General features: G+C 38.0%; 16 protein-coding genes and 1 pseudogene. 7 read left to right on the top strand and 10 right to left on the bottom strand.

All coding sequences use genetic code 11. The features are described from left to right. Positions 1–90 precede the first annotated feature (90 nt). Positions 91–1,488, top strand: a complete 1,398-nt coding sequence (locus QNH48_RS07545; protein WP_283954408.1) for a hypothetical protein — start codon at positions 91–93, stop codon at positions 1,486–1,488. 188 nt (positions 1,489–1,676) lie between these two features. Here the strand turns inward: QNH48_RS07545 and ltrA are convergent, their stop codons facing one another. Together ltrA and QNH48_RS07535 are read right to left on the bottom strand one after the other, a co-directional pair. Continuing rightward, positions 1,677–2,936 carry a group II intron reverse transcriptase/maturase gene (gene ltrA / locus QNH48_RS07540; RefSeq protein WP_283955694.1) on the bottom strand — a complete coding sequence of 420 codons (1,260 nt, stop codon included), beginning with the start codon at positions 2,934–2,936 and terminating at the stop codon, positions 1,677–1,679. A gap of 573 nt (positions 2,937–3,509) precedes the next feature. Continuing rightward, positions 3,510–4,157: a phosphatase PAP2 family protein gene (locus QNH48_RS07535; protein ID WP_283954407.1), complete on the bottom strand. Its 648-nt coding sequence runs from the start codon at positions 4,155–4,157 to the stop codon at positions 3,510–3,512. Between the two features lie 371 nt (positions 4,158–4,528). Between QNH48_RS07535 and QNH48_RS07530 the strand changes: the two genes are divergently transcribed. Then, positions 4,529–5,707, top strand: coding sequence for a M20 family metallopeptidase (locus QNH48_RS07530; protein ID WP_283954406.1), 1,179 nt, complete (start codon positions 4,529–4,531; stop codon positions 5,705–5,707). 19 nt (positions 5,708–5,726) lie between these two features. Here the strand turns inward: QNH48_RS07530 and QNH48_RS07525 are convergent, their stop codons facing one another. From QNH48_RS07525 to QNH48_RS07515, 3 genes are read right to left on the bottom strand one after another with little or no spacing between them, the layout of a single operon-like run. Further along, complete coding sequence (locus QNH48_RS07525; protein WP_283954405.1) at positions 5,727–6,449, bottom strand: EcsC family protein; 723 nt, start codon at positions 6,447–6,449, stop codon at positions 5,727–5,729. 48 nt (positions 6,450–6,497) lie between these two features. After that, entirely contained in the window at positions 6,498–7,709 is a 1,212-nt protein-coding gene (locus tag QNH48_RS07520) for an ABC transporter permease (protein WP_283954404.1), read from the bottom strand. Next, positions 7,702–8,442, bottom strand: coding sequence for an ABC transporter ATP-binding protein (locus QNH48_RS07515; protein ID WP_095248540.1), 741 nt, complete (start codon positions 8,440–8,442; stop codon positions 7,702–7,704). The genes QNH48_RS07520 and QNH48_RS07515 overlap by 8 nt, the downstream gene beginning before the upstream one ends. Positions 8,443–9,034: 592 nt before the next feature. On the opposite strand from QNH48_RS07515, the gene QNH48_RS07510 reads away from it, so the two are divergent. Together QNH48_RS07510 and QNH48_RS07505 are read left to right on the top strand one after the other, a co-directional pair. After that, a complete protein-coding gene (locus tag QNH48_RS07510; RefSeq protein ID WP_283954403.1) occupies positions 9,035–9,454 on the top strand; it encodes an HIT family protein in 420 nt (139 codons plus the stop codon). 140 nt (positions 9,455–9,594) lie between these two features. Further along, entirely contained in the window at positions 9,595–10,122 is a 528-nt protein-coding gene (locus tag QNH48_RS07505) for a tryptophan transporter (protein WP_283954402.1), read from the top strand. 61 nt (positions 10,123–10,183) lie between these two features. Here QNH48_RS07505 and yhzF read toward each other — a convergent pair whose 3' ends face one another. Then, the gene (yhzF, locus tag QNH48_RS07500) at positions 10,184–10,372 is read right to left on the bottom strand and encodes a membrane protein YhzF (protein WP_283954401.1); all 189 of its coding nucleotides are present in this window, start codon (positions 10,370–10,372) and stop codon (positions 10,184–10,186) included. A 264-nt stretch (positions 10,373–10,636) separates the two neighbouring features. On the opposite strand from yhzF, the pseudogene QNH48_RS30455 reads away from it, so the two are divergent. Further along, positions 10,637–11,213 (top strand): annotated as a pseudogene (locus QNH48_RS30455) (HTH-type transcriptional regulator Hpr). Between the two features lie 2 nt (positions 11,214–11,215). On the opposite strand, the gene QNH48_RS07485 reads toward QNH48_RS30455, so the two are convergent. Continuing rightward, positions 11,216–11,554 carry a DUF1878 family protein gene (locus QNH48_RS07485; protein ID WP_283954398.1) on the bottom strand — a complete coding sequence of 113 codons (339 nt, stop codon included), beginning with the start codon at positions 11,552–11,554 and terminating at the stop codon, positions 11,216–11,218. Between the two features lie 235 nt (positions 11,555–11,789). Between QNH48_RS07485 and QNH48_RS07480 the strand changes: the two genes are divergently transcribed. Continuing rightward, positions 11,790–11,969 (top strand): hypothetical protein, encoded by a 180-nt coding sequence (locus QNH48_RS07480; RefSeq protein ID WP_283955709.1) that lies wholly within the window; start codon positions 11,790–11,792, stop codon positions 11,967–11,969. Positions 11,970–12,051: 82 nt separating this feature from the next. Here the strand turns inward: QNH48_RS07480 and QNH48_RS07475 are convergent, their stop codons facing one another. After that, complete coding sequence (locus QNH48_RS07475) at positions 12,052–12,141, bottom strand: YjcZ family sporulation protein (protein ID WP_179158486.1); 90 nt, start codon at positions 12,139–12,141, stop codon at positions 12,052–12,054. A 57-nt stretch (positions 12,142–12,198) separates the two neighbouring features. Beyond that, positions 12,199–12,288, bottom strand: a complete 90-nt coding sequence (locus tag QNH48_RS07470) for a YjcZ family sporulation protein (RefSeq protein WP_052427488.1) — start codon at positions 12,286–12,288, stop codon at positions 12,199–12,201. 330 nt (positions 12,289–12,618) lie between these two features. On the opposite strand from QNH48_RS07470, the gene QNH48_RS07465 reads away from it, so the two are divergent. Beyond that, entirely contained in the window at positions 12,619–13,482 is an 864-nt protein-coding gene (locus QNH48_RS07465) for a peptidylprolyl isomerase (RefSeq protein WP_283954397.1), read from the top strand. 42 nt (positions 13,483–13,524) lie between these two features. Here QNH48_RS07465 and QNH48_RS07460 read toward each other — a convergent pair whose 3' ends face one another. Continuing rightward, the gene (locus QNH48_RS07460) at positions 13,525–13,713 is read right to left on the bottom strand and encodes a sporulation YhaL family protein (RefSeq protein WP_283954396.1); all 189 of its coding nucleotides are present in this window, start codon (positions 13,711–13,713) and stop codon (positions 13,525–13,527) included. Positions 13,714–13,734: the final 21 nt, after the last annotated feature.

The following is a 13,734-nucleotide window of genomic DNA, read 5'->3' as shown; positions in this document are numbered from 1 at the left end:
CCACTTTCATATAGATTCATATTCTGTATTACATCATGTGGGCGAATAACTATATTCGTCCTTTTGATGAAGATGAAAGGGGGTCATTTTATGCTTATTGAGCTTTCAGCTCTCCATTGGATATATGTTGTCTTTATAGCTCTTATTATCGGATTTATGGTCAAACGAAGAGATACCACACTTATCTGCATCGTCGGGATATTCCTGATTGGGATTACGGCAACAGGATCATTAAGCAGTTCAGTCAGTAGTATTTTCAACAGTTTTATTTATGCGATTACAGAACTGTTATCAACCATATTAGTCATCTCCATTATTGTGGCTATGAGCAAAACCTTAACTTCAACCGGGATAAACGATGTCATGATTTCACCTTTTACAAAATTAATCCGTAACCCTGCTCTCGCGTATTGGACCATTGGTATACTAATGATGGTAATCTCCTGGTTCTTCTGGCCGTCTCCTGCTGTTGCCCTGCTTGGTGCAGTATTGCTTCCAGTTGCCTTACGGGCGGGACTTCCGGCCTTGGGTGTTGCGATGGCAATGAACTTGTTCGGACACGGTATAGCCTTATCAGGTGACTTTGTCATACAGGCTGCCCCAAAACTAACTTCAGATGCTGCTGGAATTCCAATCGGTGATGTCATCAGTGCTAGTATACCCTTAGTATTTGTAATGGGGATTGTCACCACGATAGCTGCCTTCTATTTTCTAAAGAGAGATATGAAAAATGGTGTATTAAAGCCAACTCCATATGTACCTTTGGAAACAAATGATGAAACCACATCCGAGAAAAATCTCCTTACAATTGGCCAAAAGCAATTCTTTGCCATTCTTGTTCCGATATTATTTGCCATTGACGTTGCAGCTATGTTATTCCTTGACCTGACTGGGGGTGACGCAACTGCATTAATTGGTGGAACATCGATTTTCATCCTGCTCATTATCACCATGGTCAGCCATAAAAATAAGGGACTTGAAAAAACAACTTCCTATATGATTGAAGGATTTACCTTTGGTTTTAAGGTCTTTGGCCCAGTAATCCCAATCGCTGCCTTCTTCTATTTAGGTGATGCAGGTTTTGGAAAGATTATCGGTGACTTTTTACCAGATGGATCTCAAGGTATTGTGAATGACCTGGGTATTGCGTTAGCAAATATAGTTCCATTAAGTAAAGTGGTCGGGGCAGTGACGCTAACTACGGTAGGAGCGATTACAGGCTTAGATGGATCAGGATTTTCGGGGATTTCACTCGCTGGGTCAGTCGCAGGCTTGTTTGCGGTTGCAATCGGTAAAGGTGTCGCCACTCTAACTGCACTTGGCCAAATAGCTGCCATTTGGGTGGGGGGCGGAACCTTAGTACCTTGGGCATTAATCCCTGCTGCCGCTATTTGTAACGTTGACCCATTTGAATTAGCAAGGAGAAATCTGCTTCCAGTCGTAATTGGTCTTGTAGTCACTACGATAGTAGCGATGTTCCTCATATAATAATTGAGCGATGACAGCCCCTATCCTTATAAAAAATGATGAAGCCGTCACTCATAAGGGTTAAAGTAACTCTGACTCATACTATTTTTGGGTCCGGTGACTATTTCGTTTTTAATCGAGTAGGAGGGGGTGACTAACCCCCGACCTCTCACACCACCGTACGTACCGTTCGGTATACGGCGGTTCTATTAAGATTGACGTAAAGTTTCATAACGGTTATATAGACTTTTCAACCCTCGTTGACTCCAATATGAGTTATCGAGGGTTTTGTGTAATATTGGGCTACAGGCGATTCTCCAGTATTTCTTTCTGGAGTTGCCCCATTCGTGCGCCTTGTAACCAGGGACGCCTAAACCAATCAGTTTTCTAACTCTAGTTTTAGATTTCTTCCACTGTTTCCATTCGCACATTCTTAGCCTTCTTCTTATCCATTCATCAAATTCTTTGAATTTGCTTGGAGTGTCCGCTAAAGCGAAGTACCCGCACCATCCTGTAAGATAGCGGTTTAACATTTCAATTCTTACCTCAAGTGGGATAGGTTTTGACCGAGAGGTAATTTCTCGAATCTTCGTCTTAAAGCGTTTAATGCTTTGTTTCGCTATTCGCACCTTCGGTTCTTTATTAAATGTGAAACTGAAACCAAGAAATTTCCGTTTCCACGGACGGTCGATTGCCGACTTATCCCTGTTTACCTTCAATTTTAGTTTCTGCTCAATAATCGTCGTAATGGATTCCATCACACGTTCCCCTGCTTTTAATGACTTAACATAAATGTTGCAGTCATCCGCATAACGGACAAACTTATGCCCTCTGGCTTCCAATTCTTTATCTAATTTATCAAGAATTATGTTTGAAAGTAGTGGACTGAGAGGTCCCCCTTGCGGAGTACCTTCCTCCGTTGATTGTACGACCCCATTAAGCATTACACCTGATTGAAGGTATTTCCTGATTAGTTTGAGAAGAATGCGGTCTTCAATTCTCTTAGCGAGTATTCCCATCAGTATGTCATGATTAACCTTATCAAAGAATTTCTCTAAGTCCATATCAATTACCCAGCGGTAACCTTCTTTGATATAACCCTTTGCCTTTCTTACCGCATTATGGGCGCTCCTGTTAGGTCGGAAACCATAGCTGTTTTCAGAAAATGTTGGATCAAAGATTGAGGTTAATACTTGGGCGATTGCCTGTTGGATGAAACGGTCTGTCACAGTCGGTATGCCTAAAAGCCTTATCCCTCCGCCTGGTTTCGGGATTCCGACACGGCGAACAGGAGAAGGTTGATAGTTACCTGTTCTCAAAGTTTCCCGAAGGGAATCCCAGTTTTCATAGAGATGTCGTCGTAGGAATTTTACGGACATTCCATCTATGCCGTGACTTCCTTTGTTCTGCTCTACCCTTTTTAGGGCAGTTAAGAGATTTTCCCGTGATAGAATTAGTTCCATTAACATGATGTTATCCTTTCTACGTGAATGAAGGTTCTGTTTATGCCGACTTTTGCTCCACCCTCCTAGAGTCCCCAACGGATTCACCGCTTCCTCCTTTAGGTAGGTCCTTTCGGATTGTCTGTGTTCAATGCAATCACCGAATGTGCAGACTTCATTCTTTCTTAATAGTTCAGTCCTTCCCATTCTTTCTCGAGTAAGAATGGTACTATGACTTCTGCTGACTTCTGATTGTTCAGCTATCCATTGCTAGATAGTTTACCAAGTGTACTTGGCTTATCAATCAGATCTCCCCGGGTAAGAGTACAGTCTTTCCCTCCATCTATCTGCTTCATTTACTCTGTACCACCTTCGGCAGTAAGGACTTTGTTTTGTGTTGCAAACTCATCCAATGATACCTAGCCTTATATGAAGTTCGTGTTCCTCAGACCGGAGGTTTGCCGCTCGCTTCCTTCAGATTCCGCGTCACCGCGGACACCCTTGCGTTAGGCTAACCATTACTACTGCCTTCATGGTTCGGGACTTTCACCCTAGAGACTGCACCCATGCCGGGCGCACAACAGAAAGAAAAAAGAGGCCTCAGCCTCTTTTTTTGTTATTTTTTAATTTCTTTTTGAAGAAATGGTAAATAAATATAGATAGCATCACCCAAATATAGCCAAATGCGTAGCCACCAATGACATCCGTTGGGTAATGGACTTGAAGAATGATGCGACTTGCACCAATTAACAGCAATAAAAGCGCTGTAAATAGGATAACAAGTTTTTTGGCTGTGGCTGACTTCAGCTCTTCTATAACAAGGTAAGCAATAAAAAAATAACAAATTAATCCAACCATTGCGTGTCCACTTGGAAAACTTAAGCTATCCACATGTGCCAGATGATCAAGGTCAGGTCTTTGGCGTGAAATTAGGTCCTTTAGAAGTTTATTTACTTCATTTCCTAGAGCGACAGATAGAGTAATGGCAGCAGCTCCTAAGAAATTTCTCTTTAGCAGCAATAGCCATCCCAACACAATCAACGCAACAATACCTATCCCCTTTTTGTCTCCTAATTCAGTAAGGAGAATAAAGAATGGATTAAAGGTGTCAGGTACATATGTAAATAAATCCGCTAGTTTATCATCCAGCCAAAAGGTTTGTTTAGCAGCTATTTTGATAGAAATATAGATTGCTATAAGAATTGCAAAACCTAAAATTAAGTATGTACTACGATTTCCTTTTTTCATCGATTACATTATCCTTTCTCTGTCAAAACTCTATAAAATTATAAAGAAAACAAACATAAAAATCTACATAATAGTGTAAAAGTGTTAAAATAGTTTGAAAATACTTTATAAAGTGGCTGTGTTAAATTAGTCTGTTGATTTGCGCTCCACTAAGGAAAGCTTCTTTGAATAATCACCGCAGTGACAGGCGGTCTCTGCCTGAACACGAGGCACTTCGCTTTCCGCGGGCGGTACGGGGAGCCTCCTCGGCGCTTGAGCGCCTGCGGGGTCTCCCGCAGGAGTCTCGTGCCTTCCGCGCAAATCAACAGAGTGCTAGAATCAATATTTAGCTTTAACACATCCCATAAATTTTGGTGTTGGGGGGAATTTTAATGATCAATCAATTGTTTTTGAAATTAGAAGGTTACTATGATGAAATGGTATCCCTTCGCAGGTTTATGCACCAGCATCCTGAATTGTCCTTTCAAGAATATAATACGGCACAGTATATAAAGGCATATTATGAAAACCTTGGAATAGAGGTAAAAGGAAATGTTGGTGGTAACGGAGTTGTCGCGAAAGTATACGGCAAGAAACCTGGAAAAACCGTGGCACTAAGAGCGGATTTTGATGCACTCCCTATCCATGATGAAAAGGATGTACCTTATAAATCATTAGTTCCTGGGGTCATGCATGCCTGCGGCCATGATGGACATACTGCCACTCTCCTTGTACTTGCAAAGGTGCTAGATGAATTGAAAGATGAGCTGGAAGGAAATTATGTCTTTATTCATCAGCATGCCGAGGAATTTGCACCAGGCGGAGCCATCACCATGATTGAGGATGGCTGCTTAGATGGTGTTGATGTTATATTTGGAACTCATTTATGGGCAAGTGAGGCAACCGGCACCATCCAATATCGAACAGGACCGATTATGGCAGCAGCTGATCGTTTTGAAATTGATATTCAGGGAAAAGGCGGACATGGTGCACAGCCCCATAAAACAAAGGATGCTATTGTCACTGCTTCACAGCTGGTTTTAAATTTACAACAAATTGTCAGCCGCAAGGTGAATCCAGTTGAATCAGCGGTTGTTACAGTAGGCACATTTATGTCTGAAAATGCGTTTAACGTAATAGCAGATAAAGCAAAGCTTGTTGGGACCGTCCGAACCTTTAATGATGATGTTCGTCAATACATTGAAGAAGAAATGGAAAGAATTATTAAAGGAACCTGCTACTTGTCTGACAGCACCTATACCTTTTTGTATGAGAGAGGTTATCCAGCAGTAGTCAACCATGCAAAAGAAACAGAATTTCTTGTCTCTCTTGCTAAGGAAGTTCCTGAAGTTCTTACCATCGAAGAATCTGAGCCGCAAATGGGTGGAGAGGATTTCGCTTATTACTTAAAGAAAATACCCGGCACCTTCTTTTTCACAGGCGCAAAACCTCCTGGTGCTGATCCAGGCTACCCACATCACCATCCGAAATTTGACATCGATGAGAATGCAATGTTAATAGCTGCAAAAACTCTAGGTACCGCAGCAATTAGGATACACCAAGCAGATTAAATGAAACCCCTGAACATCACTAAAGTTCAGGGGCTTTTTCTAGGATTCTTAATCTGTATGCATTCATGGCCGTCTCACCCAATTGTTTTAATAAATTGTTATTGGCATATGCACCCACAAATGCACCGATTCCCGGCACTAACTGGAACATCTTTACTAGGTCAATATAATCTCTATATTCCTGTTGAAATTTGCGCCAATCCATTTCCACGAGCGTCTGCTTTCTCTCTTCCCAGTTTTCAATGTCGGATAAGGTTTCTCTGCGAATTTCATCACTTGAGAAAGCAAGCTGGAAGATATGCAGTAAAAATAGCCGTTCTTCAAATTCTTTTGTGTTAAATCCATAAATAGACGCCGCTTCAAAAAGAAATTTCATTTTTATTGAAAGCAGTAATGGAAAATCGGCAAGACCCAGCAGGATTCCTCCAGCGCCAGTCCCTGCCCCCTCCACTAGGGCAGTCTTTTGAAATACAGCCGTCTTTTTTCTCATTAATTCATCACGCTCTTCTAGGCTCAGACCTGCAGCTTGATTTTTGTTCGTTGTGAGTTGGGATCCAAATAAGGTCGTTTTGACCATTCCCTTTATACTTTCTGTCATGACCTCGTGGACCTTTTCCGGGATCATTTCATTTATTTTCCCTTGAGCCTTTTTGGATATTCGATTCATCATCCCTGACCGTCTTGTTAATTTCCTTTTCCATTCAACCACTTCACCGTATACCTTTAACTCATATTCGTTCATGCTCCCACTCCCCTCAGCAAAAGAATATTAGATATTTTCCGAATCCATTCATGCTTTTAGCCTTTTCTTACTATAAACATTTACAAATAAAATGCTAAATAATAATCCTGAGAGCAGGACTGCTAACGAAAAGAGCCATTCCCCTTTTATCAAAACAATCATGAAAAAAACGGTGGATTGAATATAGAGAATCGTTCTTAGAATAGAATAGAATGCAGCTGTTTTATGGTTTTGAGATACTGGATATAAGTCAATCCAAAGCTTGTTTTGGTGATGATTCCATAAGGGCAGCAGTTGAAATCCAGTTAGATAAATAAACAACAGTGACAGAACGATTTGCCCCCACCCAAAGGAAATAAAGTACAGTGCTAAAGCTCCGATTACAGTTAGACGAATAAAAAGACCTAAATAATCAGATGCTCTCAGGAATGTTCGTGCAAATAAGTAATGGTAGGTTTTATTCTGTGAAAAAGAAATGGATTGAATAAATATGTCTAACCATTTTCTTCTCTTAACCGTATCCTTTAATTTCGGTACATCTGTGAATAAATTAGCTAATCGATAAAAGGAAGCCATACGCTTCTCTTCTTGAGTAATAAGTAAATCCCACTTCAAACCCATTTTTTTCGTTCTAACATAAAAGGATTGATAGTAAAATGCCAAAATGAAGGCAAATATTAGTAAGAAAAGTATATTGGCGTTGCTAAATAATAAAAAAGTAAAGATTACATTTATGAAATAACGGACGAACATGTCCCAAATATAAACGGATGGCTGAACATAATAGTGAATTCTCCAGTTAAGTGCAAGATTCCATGCTTTTATGATCAATAACACCAGTAAAAAAATAAAAAACGATTGAAAACCATTTGCACTAACGTGCGCATACATCGGCATCAAAATGGCTAACACCATTAATAAGATATATCCTTGAAAGATTAGACTTATTAACCCAGATTGCAAGAAATATCTCTTTAACCTTGTTTCAAGTGGTATTAAAAATACCTGATCTGCCTCAAGCAAAAAAGTATACACAGGACTGTGTGTTAATAACATCCCTAGTATTAACGCAATAATAATTTCTACAGGAAATTCTTGTGATAATGAACTTATCCATTCTTGATAATAAAAGGCAGCCGTACCAATTAGAAATAACAGGACAACAACCAGATGACCATTTAATATATAACGAAGATAAGTGCCAAATTCTTTTAGACGATGAATAGATCTGTCCTTCCATAGCTTTTTTTCATCAAACATATTTTTCTTCCTTCGTTAATTGGATATATAAATCATCTAATGAAGCTGTCGGCATTGAAAATTGCTTTCTGAGTTCATCAAGTGTCCCTTTGGCACGAACCTTTCCTTCATGCAGAATGATAAATGAGTCACAGTATTTTTCCGCAGTGGTAAGAATATGGGTTGACATTAGTATACCTGCACCGTTTTCTTTCATTTTTTTCATTAAATCAAGCAATGATTGAATCCCAAGTGGGTCAAGACCAACAAATGGTTCATCCACAATATACAGAGATGGCTGGACCAAAAAGGCGCACATAATCATTACTTTTTGTTTCATCCCCTTGGAAAAATGAGCTGGAAACCATTTCAGTCTTTTTTCCATCCGAAATTCAGCTAATAATTTCTCAATTCGTGCTTTATATGTAGTCTCATCTAAACCATATGCCATTGCCGTTAATCTCAAATGTTCTTCGAGGGTGAGTTCTTCGTATAAAACAGGTGTTTCTGGCACAAAAGTAAACATTTTTCGGTAAGCCTCTTTATCCTCTGTTATCGTACGTCCATTTATTTTCACTTCTCCGCGATGCGGTTCCATTAAACCAATAATATGTTTAATCGTTGTACTTTTCCCAGCACCATTCAGTCCAATTAATCCAACTAATTCTTTTTCGTTTACTTCGAAGGATACATCTTTTAAAACAGGATTCCTTGTATATCCGCCAGTAAGACCTTCAATTGATAATAAAGACATGATTTCCGTCCTTTCTATATCATGATTTCCTTACATTTTACCAAATCGCAGTTGATAAAAATAGGAATTCAAATTTTTGATACTTTTTTTGTATATTTAAAATCAAAACGGACATCATAATATTCGAAGGGGAAACACCTACTACTCGATGAAGTGATTCATCAAAATTTGAAATGAGGTGTCTGTCAAAGACATTTAACTTTTCAAACAAGTAGCTTCTAAACGTTTCAAATAAGGGGATGGTTGTTTTGCACAAGTTGCCTGGTAACCATTTAGAGTTCAAATAACACCAGCTATTTATCAAAAAAATAAATGAGGTGTTTACCGCAGATTATCATCCGTTTTTATAAGTTGAGAAAACTATAAAAACACATAGGGGATGGTCAGCTTGAACAAAGATTACTGTTTATAAAAAAACACTAAATTGTCAAATGAGGTGTTTATCAAACGTAATTCCTGAATGAACGTATAAAATGAAGCAATCCCCTTCGAGAGGACAGGATTCCATGCGGATCCTGTCTCTTTCTTTTTTTATTGCTGGTACATATGGTAAAATACGGATATCAAAGTTAATAAAGGGGTTGTCAATTCAATGAGCGATTGTATTTTTTGTAAAATAGTTAATGGTGAAATTCCAGCAGCAAAAGTATTTGAAAATGAACATGTTATGGCCTTTCTAGATATCAGTCAGGTAACAAAAGGGCATACACTTGTTATTCCTAAAGTACATAAAGAAAATTTGTTTGAACTCACTCCTGACATCGCTAAAAACCTTTTCGAATCTGTCCCAGCGATTGCAAATGCACTTAAAGAAGAATATAAGCCACTCGGACTAAACTTAGTTAATAATAACGGTGAACAAGCTGGGCAAACGGTCTATCACTTCCATATGCATTTAATTCCACGCTATGGTCAAGGAGATGGATTTGGTGCGGTTTGGAAATCAAATACAAGCGACTACACTCCACAAACGCTAAAAGAGATGGCAGCAAATATCAGCAAGCATTTTTAAAAGAAAGATTAAATTATCTGAAAATTATATCTTTATTATTTTTATATACCTGTGCTATAATGATAACAAGTTTTTCGCTGTAGACATTTAGCGTACTACAGGAGAAACAAATAGCTTAGTCAGCTGAGGAGAGATGAGAAATGAATACAAAGAATCTAGTAGTCCTATCACTTTTGGCGGGAATTGGGGTAGTCTTACACACGGTGATGCCAGCCTTTCTTACCATTAAACCAGATATGATGCTTGCAATGATGTTTTTAGGAATTATTCTGATTCCAGATATTAAGAGTGTTATGCTGTTGTCCATTGTGACCGGAGCATTATCTGCACTCACCACTGGTTTTCCTGGCGGCCAGATTCCAAATATCATTGATAAGCCCATTACTGCTTTGGTCTTTTTTGGTTTATTTTTGGCTTTAAAGCAATACCGTAATTCTATCATAAGTGTTGCCGCCTTAACTGCAATTGGGACATTGGTTTCAGGGACAGTCTTTTTAGGAGCAGCCCATTTCATTGTTGGCCTGCCAAGTTCTTTCGCTGCACTTTTTGCTGCAGGTGTCTTACCTGCAATTGCCCTGAATACAATTATTATGGTTATTTTGTATCCAGTTGCACTTTCAGTTGCCAAAAGAACGAAGTCGTCATCATCTATTAGCATTTCCAAATAATACAGAGAGAAAAGAACCTACGAAAGGTTCTTTTCTTTCTATAATTCCTGACAATAGTTGATTAAAAACTTGATAGTATAATAGCCACTATCAAAAGAATCCCTCCACCTCCTGCTAATGCTGAAGATCTTTTCTTCAAGACTTGCTTAGGTGGATAAAATCCTGGTCTTTTTAAAGCTAACGTATTCCAAATAGCACCGACAAAGAGCAATACACTAAGTAAAAAAAGAATCGTACTTACGCTTTTCATATCCTACCCCCTATTGAAGACCCAAGAGTTGATACTTTCATTCATATGTTTTAGTGTCCTTCTCTATGTAGAATATTCAAAAGGTTGAAATTATTAGGAAGAAAAACGAAAAAAAAACAGAAATATTGTTATAGATTTTAATAAAAAAAAATTTCAAGTAGAAAAATACGTAATTTCTAAAAATTTTGTGAATTTACACTTTATTAATTTTTACTTTATTGGCATAATGTTAATAGAGAAATAAAAAAGTAGGTGAAATTGGGGATGTCGGAGAAACAGTATTCAATGAAAGAAGCGATGCTATTTAGCCAGCGTATTGCACAGTTAAGTAAAGCCTTGTGGAAATCAATTGAGAAAGATTGGCAGCAATGGATAAAGCCTTTTGATTTAAATATTAATGAACATCATATCCTTTGGATCGCATACCATTTAAATGGGGCTTCCATTTCCGATGTGGCAAAGTTTGGGGTCATGCATGTCTCAACAGCGTTTAATTTTTCAAAAAAAGTTAGAAGAAAGAGGATTGCTCCAATTTTCAAAGAAAGAGAATGATAAAAGGAATACTTATATTCAACTCACCCCTGAAGGTGAAGAGATTTTTCTTCGTATAATGGAATCCTATCAGCCAAACGGCAATGCTGCATTCACTGGAGCTTTACCGTTAAGAGACCTATACGGAAAGTTTCCCGATATTATTGAAATGATGGCAATTGTTCGCAATATCTATGGAGATGATTTTATGGAGATCTTTGAGCGTTCCTTCCATAACATCGAAACAGAATTTAACGAAGATGCTGGTAAGCTTAGGAAGTCCGAGAAAACTGAAAAAGAACTACTTTAATATTAAAGGCATTTATGGAACTCTCTAAAAAGAGGTTCGTATAGTCGTTGATTTAAACAAGTTTGAATTACTTCCTTCACGTCAAATTTTGCTGGCAACGAATATAAAAACTCATTGAAAAGCGGATGAAAATTAATAAACCCTTCCGCTTTTTGTTCTTCCATTTTTTTGTTCATTTCCTCACAAAGTTTGTTGAAGGCTTGTACTTCCTGTTCTGATATCCCATTTTCAATGACCAATCTATAGAATTCGAGATTGGGGGCAGATAACATTTTTAATAGCAGCCTTTGATGGTATTCAAGAAGATTCACTCTAGCTTGTAATTCAGCATATTTATCCATACACTTCGACCTCCGAACATTCTTATACATTTCTTATATTCATTATTTACCTTATTAAGTCAGAGGTAAACCTTTTTCTTTAATGGTTTTGTTCCTTGGTAAACACCACCTAGAAAACTTTATTGGCAGCAATTTCAATTTATTTCCTACTTTTCTACCAATCCTTTTAACTATCTTTTTTTGTAAATTTTTGATAATGTATTAACATAAATGAACATCAGGGAGGGAATCGTTGATGATCTCCGTTTTTATTGTCTTGGCCATTTTTATTTTATATTATGTTAACAAAATGACCAATTCCCTTTGTATTCAAAAGGATATCCCAGAGGAACGTCAGCACAAAGTATTTCGCACAATAAATGTACTTGTCACGATATTACTGATTTCATCCTATGTAGAAATACTGTATACATAGGCTTAATTCATGTAGCTTAATATTGTAACCAAAAAATAGAAGCGATGAGAATTTTCTCATCGCTTTTAATTTTGTCTTCAGGTTATAGCCAAGAAGCCCCAATAATTATTAACAGGATGAAAAGAACTACGATTAACGCAAATCCTCCACCGTGGAATCCAGTACCAGACACACAATTCTCCCCTTTCTTAAGTGGTAAGTTGTTGTCTGCATCATTTATTATTTTCCATTAGCAGCAAATCCAAGATGCTCCAACAATAATCAATAGAATGAATAGGACTACAATCAATGCAAATCCTGCTCCGTGTCCACCACTCATCGTAATACCTCCTTTATGATTTTCTACGATATACTATTCAAGCTGTATTCATTTCGACTAGGCTCTTACCTTATTTTCTTATGAAAAAGTCCACCTTTTTCATAATGGGTAATGATCCATTGAGAATCTCCTGCTTAGTCTCTAGGCAGTTGAACAGTATTCATTTTTTCTTACATTGTATCGTATGTACAAATTCCGAAATCGCGATAGGTATATGCCCAAAATTCTGTAAACAAGACAGGAAATATTTTTGCAGTGGTTACCATTTATGTTATAGTATAGTTTGTGGACAAAAACCCACAAGAATTTACTGTTTAGGAGAGGTTCCTCATGAAAAAATGGATGTTAGCCCTTACATTAGCTGGCGGGGTTATTGCCTTAAGCGCATGTAATCAAAGCGGTTCTACTGTGGCAGAAAGCAGTGCTGGAGATGTTACACAGGATGAACTTTATGAAGCAATGAAGGAAAAGGTGGGGGCACAAGCATTACAACAGCTTGTCTATGAAAAAGTCCTTTCCGAGAAATACGAAGTAACGGAGAAAGAATTAGATGCCAAGGTTGCTGAATTAAAAGAACAGCTTGGAGAAAACTTTGAAGCTGCATTAGCACAATACGGCTATGCGGATGAAGATGCCTTTAAAGAAACAATGAAACTCGGCATGATGCAAGAAAAAGCTGCTATGAAGTCCATTAAAGTAACAGATAAAGAAGTAAAGGAATACTACGACAACTATAAGCCTGAAATTAAGGCTCGTCATATTCTTGTTGCGGATGAAAAGACAGCATTAGAAGTGAAATCAAAACTTGATGCTGGAGAGAAATTTGAAGATGTAAGCAATACTTATTCTACGGATGAAGCGGCTAAAGCAGCTGGTGGAGACTTAGGATGGTTTGGTCCGGGAGCGATGGATCCTACTTTTGAAGAGGCAGCATATGCACTTAAAAAGGATGAAATCAGTGCACCTGTTAAAACATCATTTGGTTATCATGTTATTCAATTAACGGACAAAAAAGAGAAGAAATCCTTTGAAGAAATGAAAGACCAAATGGAAAAAGAATTAAAGTCTTCAAAATTAACCACTGAAAAGATTAATGAAATCATGCAAAAAGAAATTAAGGATGCAAAAGTGAAAATCAGCGATAAAGATTTAGAAAACGCTCTTGACCCACAAACTGCACCAGCACAACAATAAAGCAAAAAGAAGGAACTCTGAATAATCGAGTCCCTTCTTTTTTTATTCCGCAGTGACTTTTTCTCCTTCACGTCTTTCTTTTTCTTCTTCTAGACGGGTTAAATATATCTCTCCCTCTTTTTCAATATTTTCCATTTCTAACAAACGTTCTTCTCTGCCTGTTTTGATTGCCATCAACGCACTAATTACAATTCCAACCACGACTGCATATACCCAAATAGGAATAGTCATTTATTATTGCTCCCTTCGTTA

The organism is Neobacillus sp. YX16 (assembly GCF_030123505.1).
GTDB lineage: Bacteria > Bacillota > Bacilli > Bacillales > Cytobacillaceae > Neobacillus.
Note: the sequence above shows the minus strand (reverse complement) of the source record. Positions and strands in the feature narration are given on the sequence as shown.